This is a genomic window from Aeromonas sp. QDB56, from assembly GCF_027705505.1.
Lineage (GTDB): Bacteria > Pseudomonadota > Gammaproteobacteria > Enterobacterales > Aeromonadaceae > Aeromonas > Aeromonas caviae.
In genome coordinates, this window is the sequence record NZ_JAPDBZ010000190.1 from 1 (window position 1) to 5,953 (window position 5,953).

The 5,953-nt window shown below is 51.0% G+C and carries 6 protein-coding genes and 1 CRISPR repeat array; of the genes, 1 reads left to right on the forward strand and 5 read right to left on the reverse strand.

The genetic code is table 11. From position 1 onward, the window contains the following. The first annotated feature begins 335 nt into the window (after window positions 1-335). On the forward strand, window positions 336-1,472 hold the full coding sequence (locus OKB81_RS19065) for an ISAs1-like element ISAeme1 family transposase (protein ID WP_041204891.1): 1,137 nt from the start codon (window positions 336-338) through the stop codon (window positions 1,470-1,472). A gap of 191 nt (window positions 1,473-1,663) precedes the next feature. Here OKB81_RS19065 and cas2 read toward each other — a convergent pair whose 3' ends face one another. From cas2 to OKB81_RS19090, 5 genes are all read right to left on the reverse strand, one after another. Further along, the gene (gene cas2 / locus OKB81_RS19070) at window positions 1,664-1,939 is read right to left on the reverse strand and encodes a CRISPR-associated endonuclease Cas2 (RefSeq protein WP_161507915.1); all 276 of its coding nucleotides are present in this window, start codon (window positions 1,937-1,939) and stop codon (window positions 1,664-1,666) included. Then, window positions 1,911-2,903 carry a CRISPR-associated endonuclease Cas1 gene (cas1, locus tag OKB81_RS19075; protein ID WP_161507914.1) on the reverse strand — a complete coding sequence of 331 codons (993 nt, stop codon included), beginning with the start codon at window positions 2,901-2,903 and terminating at the stop codon, window positions 1,911-1,913. Before cas1 ends, cas2 begins: the two co-directional genes overlap by 29 nt. Window positions 2,904-2,976: 73 nt before the next feature. Continuing rightward, on the reverse strand, window positions 2,977-3,264 hold the full coding sequence (locus tag OKB81_RS19080) for a CRISPR-associated endonuclease Cas2 (RefSeq protein WP_270805376.1): 288 nt from the start codon (window positions 3,262-3,264) through the stop codon (window positions 2,977-2,979). 96 nt (window positions 3,265-3,360) lie between these two features. After that, complete coding sequence (locus OKB81_RS19085; RefSeq protein WP_161507912.1) at window positions 3,361-3,621, reverse strand: hypothetical protein; 261 nt, start codon at window positions 3,619-3,621, stop codon at window positions 3,361-3,363. A 144-nt stretch (window positions 3,622-3,765) separates the two neighbouring features. Continuing rightward, window positions 3,766-4,026, reverse strand: coding sequence for a hypothetical protein (locus OKB81_RS19090; protein ID WP_161507911.1), 261 nt, complete (start codon window positions 4,024-4,026; stop codon window positions 3,766-3,768). Between the two features lie 383 nt (window positions 4,027-4,409). Beyond that, a CRISPR array of direct repeats spans window positions 4,410-5,848; the repeat unit is 36 nt; unit sequence GTCAGAAGTTCGCCCTGCTAATAAAGGGATTAAGAC. Window positions 5,849-5,953: the final 105 nt, after the last annotated feature.

A 5,953-nucleotide genomic window follows, 5' to 3' on the forward strand; every position in this document is an offset into this window, starting at 1 on the left:
AGAGTATAAGATCACACCCAGATCGGTCGGTCAAATCCTCTTAACATTGCTTCAAAACGTTCACGATCTCGCCCTGCTTCGCCACAGGCGCAGACCATTGAATACGCGGGTGATACCACCGTGCTTGAAGGTATGAAATTGAAACAATGGCCATTGCCCGCCTTCGCGAGCATCATTGAGATGAAATAATACCCGGCAGGTATTGCGATATTTTTTGTCGCACACCGGCACCTGTCTACCCAGGGCAAGATCGCGAACGTTTTTTAAGCAGGGCATGAGGATTTGACCGACCGAACAGGGTGTGATCTTATACTCTCTTTTACGGGAGTTTCGTCATGAACCATCAAGCGGCATTTACCCAATTCTTCTCCGAACTTGAAGACCCTCGTCAGACAACCAAAATCGCGTACCCCTTCTTCGATGTGGTTTTTCTCACCGTCTGTGCTGCTATTGGTGGGGCTCAAGGTTGGGAAGATATCGAGCTTTTCGGCGAGGCACATCTAGAATGGTTTCAGCGTAATGGATTGTTTCATAACGGATTACCTGTTCACGACACCATAGCCAGGATCATCTCCCGTATTCAACCGGAGCAATTCCAGAACGCCTTTGTCCGCTGGATGCAAGCAACATCAGAACGTACCGATGGTGAGCTGATTGCCATTGACGGCAAGACCTTACGCAGCTCTTACGACCGAGACAGTCGTCAGTCTACCATTCATATGGTCAGTGCCTTTGCCGCTGAGAATCGTCTGGTGCTCGGGCAAGTCAAAACAGATGCGAAATCTAACGAAATCACCGCCATTCCTGAATTACTGGCACTCCTCGATATAAAAGGCTGCCTGGTATCCATCGATGCCATGGGCTGCCAGACTGAGATAGCCTCAACCATAATCAAGGGCGGTGGCGACTACTTGCTGGCGGTAAAAGGTAACCAGCCCACACTGCATAATGCAGTACGCGCAGCTCTGGGCGAGTCGACCAAGAAGCCACTGAGTGAAGAAACGTTCAGTGTCGAGAAAGAGCACGGTCGCATTGATGGCCGCGAGTACCATGTGTTACCAGCCGGAGCACTATCAGAGCAATTTCCAGAGTGGAAAGCGCTGAAGAGTGTTGGTGTCGCAATATCCTATCGAATTGAAAATATGAAAAAATTTTCGATGGAGTATCGCTACTACATCAGCTCGGCTGAACTGACACCAGAGCAGTTTGCCTCAGCGGTACGAGGGCACTGGGCAATTGAAAATAGCCTGCATTGGGTTCTGGATGTCGTGATGAATGAGGATGCCTGCCAGATATATCGAGGTGATGCTCCTCAAATATTGGCCTGTGCACGACACATGGCGCAAAACATGCTGCGAGCCGAAACCAGCCGTAAGGCAAGCTTGCGGAAGAAGCAGCAATTTGCGGGCATGAGCAGCCCATATCTGGAAAAGGTACTGGATGCTGGGTTAGCTGAACTGGCATCAATTTAACAATATGTTCACGCTCTCGCCCTGCCTGTCTACCGGTGAGTAGCTGACGTGGGGCGGGTAGCTGCTGTAGAAGCCGAGCACCGTCAATGCCGGTCTCTTGCGCCAGAGCAATAAATTCATCGGCATAGGCCGACAAAATGAGCCAAGGATCGAGAGCGGGTTGCAGATTCATCTTCCCTCCGTTGATCTGGTTATAACACCAGCACAGCCTGATTGAACATCAGCGCGTTAACTCGTCCCCATTGTGTCAAATCAAACTCATGGAGGGCATACACCGAGATCTTGTCGTGTAATGGCGCGATCTGATCCGCCAGTTGTGCGATTAACTGGGTCAACTGCGCCGGTGCCAATTCGGCATAGAACACCGAATACTGCAGCGCAATACCATAACCGAGTAACAATGAATGGATCCGCTTTAGCCGCCTTGGATGACAGATGTCATAGGCGATCAGATATTTGGCGGCCATGGTCTGTTCCTCTCTCCAACCAGTTGGACAATGCACCGCTGTAGCGACGCAAGCTGGCCCGCCATTGTGGGGCCAGCAACATATACTGCTCAAAAAACAACTGACGTCCGGTTTTGTTTAGCAGGCAGGCCCCTTGTGGTTCTGTGACAAAATGGTCGGGTCGCAGAACCTGATTGCGCACCATATGCCATACCCAGCGATCGACGCGGTGACGCAACAGCTCAACCAGATCACAGGCTAATGACGCACGACCATAACTGGGCTGATGCAAGATACCGATTAACGGATCAAGCCCGGCGCCATAACAGGCTCGCATGGCATCGAAGTAGAGCAGGGTATAGCCCAGTGACAACAGGGCATTGACCGGATCGGTCGGTGGTCGACGTGTTCGCCGATGAAATTGCCAGCTCTCAGGAAACACTGACTGCCAGGCAGAGAAATAGATCCGCGCTGCAGCGCCTTCAATGCCCAACAAGGTGGGGATCAAATCGTGTTCATTATTCGAACCAGTGCTCAGTTCGCGCAGATCAGATAAACGATCGGTTAATTGTGCCTGCCCCTTGAACAACGCAAAGCGACAATCTGGGCGCACAGCAAGACTCTCGACCACTGTTCTGCGCTGTAGTGCGATCTTGCGACGTACAATCAGGGTTGCCAAGCGCCCCATGAGCTGCGCATCTTGTAACCACTGGTATTGCCGAATGCGGCGCTGCACATTGCCATGGGATTGGGGTACGCTCACCAGGCTTGCATCAATATTGCGATGATTCAAACAAATCAGTGAGACCCCATGTTCACTCAAGCTACGCAACATCGCGGCACTTAACTGACAATCGCAGCAAATCACCAGAGCCTGCATCTGGCGCAGAGGCACGCTGGTATGATGGTCAGCGCCGCGTACCGACAGCCGGCCACGATCTATGGTCACAACACTGCTGCGACGGTCAATAAACACAGTTTCCATCTTATTCCCCTTGCTGAAGCCACGAGATGGTGGCTGGATGCCAGTGATCTGCAGCGCATGCACACTAGAACGACTAGCCCAAATAGCAAAAACCCAGGTTGACCGGTTTGCTAGCGCAGCCCAATGTCACTATGTCTCGGGCAGTGCTGATCGGCTGTAACACCAAATTGTCGCCATCGGCCAAGGATCCCTGAGTCATTGCCAGCAGCAATGCCGCCTCACTCGGACTCAAGAAACACTCGTATGCGGATTTTTGCCCACCACAAGCAAAACTGCGCACCACCCGGTGCACCGACTTGCGGGCCTTGTCATCACTGATGTCGTAACAACAGACAAAAAGTTGTCGCTTGATGGCAAACATCTGTAATCCCTCTTGCTAGTGGATAGGCCAGGCGTATTTCGCTTGCCCATTAACAACTACCCTCTTCCTTGTGCCTGCGAGTGTTCAAGTAAGGGCTTAAATCTCCTGCACCATGCCGCGCTGCCATAACGGCTCGCCGTTCGGCTTGAAGCCGATGCACAGATAACCGATCCGCAGGCTGACGGAGCGCTGTTCGCCCCGGTCAAAATGTGTGCTGTCGAGATACACCACCTGTCCCCGGGCTGGCTGTGGGCACGCCTGCTGCATCCGTCTCTGCCAGCTGCTCAAATCCCCGGTGCGATTAAGTGGCTTGGCATGCCAGACATTGGTGGCAGCATTGAATGTGGTCACTGACATGGCACGCTCCTTATATAGGGACAAGTTAACGGGGGGGATCTTGACTCAATCTGGCCGTGGTGGGGTCGCGACCATTTGGTCAGTAGCCCACTAAATCGGCCTTCCAGGTGTTGATAGCAACCCAAGATAATTGCCATCTTGCGCTTAAATCTCCTGCACCATGCCGCGCTGCCACAACGGCTCGCCGTTCGGCTTGAAGCCGGTGCACAGATAACCGATCCGCTGGGTAATGTTGCGTTGTTCACCCCGGTCAAAATGCGTGCTGTCGAGATACACCACCTGTCCCCGGACCGGCTGTGGGCACGCCTGCTGCATCCGTCTCTGCCAACTGCTCAAATCCCCGGTGCGATTAAGCGGCTTGGCATGCCAGACATTGGTGGCAGCATTGAATGTGGTCACTGACATGGCGCGCTCCTTACATAGGGACAAGTTAACGAGCTATGGAAAGTGCGAACAAGTATCCCAAGAACAAAAAATGAAAATTTTAGTCATTTAATATCAATGGGTTACCAGTAAATGCTCTCGTGCCATATGACTTATTCGCACCTTCCCTAGATAATTGCTCAGGTTGCCTATGGTGAGTGCTGATACCAATTGGTACGGCATAATCCTATTTTGAAACGTTATTCGGTGCTGGTGAAGGGACAATAAATCGGGTAGGGTATAGGTGCCTAAGAGAGCAAACCATAGCGCCGAGAACGGAGAGTGAGAGTAAAATGGAAGAACATTGTATTCTCGGTAATGGCCTTTGTAAGAGTATGATGATAAAAGAGAAAATGCTCCTAGCTGTCAGAAGTTCGCCCTGCTAATAAAGGGATTAAGACGCCCCGGAGGGCGCTGTCTCGATGCCGTGCTCTAGTGTCAGAAGTTCGCCCTGCTAATAAAGGGATTAAGACCGGTCAGCCCTTTGCGGCCCGCCATCGGTATCTGCGTCAGAAGTTCGCCCTGCTAATAAAGGGATTAAGACATCCCTTATGCAGTCGTACCGATATTGGTACACGTCAGAAGTTCGCCCTGCTAATAAAGGGATTAAGACGCTTTGTCTATGGTTGGGTTAGCAGCGATAGCTGCGTCAGAAGTTCGCCCTGCTAATAAAGGGATTAAGACATTGCCCTGACGCACGAGGTCCAGAGTGTGCGTTTCGTCAGAAGTTCGCCCTGCTAATAAAGGGATTAAGACGAGTGCGCCGGAACGTGCTGCGGCTGAAGCTGCGTCAGAAGTTCGCCCTGCTAATAAAGGGATTAAGACAGGACTCCTTTACGGAGTCCTCATGTTTACTTGAGAGTCAGAAGTTCGCCCTGCTAATAAAGGGATTAAGACTCCAGCGCCGCAGCCCATTCTGGGCAGCAGTACCTTATTGTCAGAAGTTCGCCCTGCTAATAAAGGGATTAAGACGTTCTGTCCAGTGGCAGGCCATCGGCGGCCGATAGTCAGAAGTTCGCCCTGCTAATAAAGGGATTAAGACTTGCACTTCCAGCTTGGGCAGTACCTTACCAGTACCTGTCAGAAGTTCGCCCTGCTAATAAAGGGATTAAGACGATGAACTATCTGATTAGCCGTCACCCTGGTGCGTCAGAAGTTCGCCCTGCTAATAAAGGGATTAAGACACTTCACCTTCGGCATTAGGCATAGGAATGGTGAGTCAGAAGTTCGCCCTGCTAATAAAGGGATTAAGACTGGGTTAGCAGCGATAGCTGCTTCCATAGCTTCTGTCAGAAGTTCGCCCTGCTAATAAAGGGATTAAGACTTCATGAGCCCAAGAGGTTGCTTGGTTGATGGTATGTCAGAAGTTCGCCCTGCTAATAAAGGGATTAAGACCAAAGGGCAGAGATACAAAGGTATCTACTACGTCAGAAGTTCGCCCTGCTAATAAAGGGATTAAGACTTAGTGCAGCAGTAGAGAGCACAGGTAATGGTCAGAAGTTCGCCCTGCTAATAAAGGGATTAAGACAAATCTCCCAGGTCGAGGTCGTGGGTGTCATCGTCAGAAGTTCGCCCTGCTAATAAAGGGATTAAGACAGCTTTGTCTATGGTTGGGTTAGCAGCGATAGGTCAGAAGTTCGCCCTGCTAATAAAGGGATTAAGACGCTTCACGTTGTTCGATGGTCAGCAGAGTGAGGCAAGTCAGAAGTTCGCCCTGCTAATAAAGGGATTAAGACGATTATGGTGATGAAGGTGAGTGCGAACAGTGGTCAGAAGTTCGCCCTGCTAATAAAGGGATTAAGACATTGTCAGCAGAGTGAGGCAATGCTCCTCTCAGGGCGGGATCGCACTTTGTTAATGAAATTTGAACAGGCTGATCGTCTGTGATCTAATCACGTCTCCATGCAGG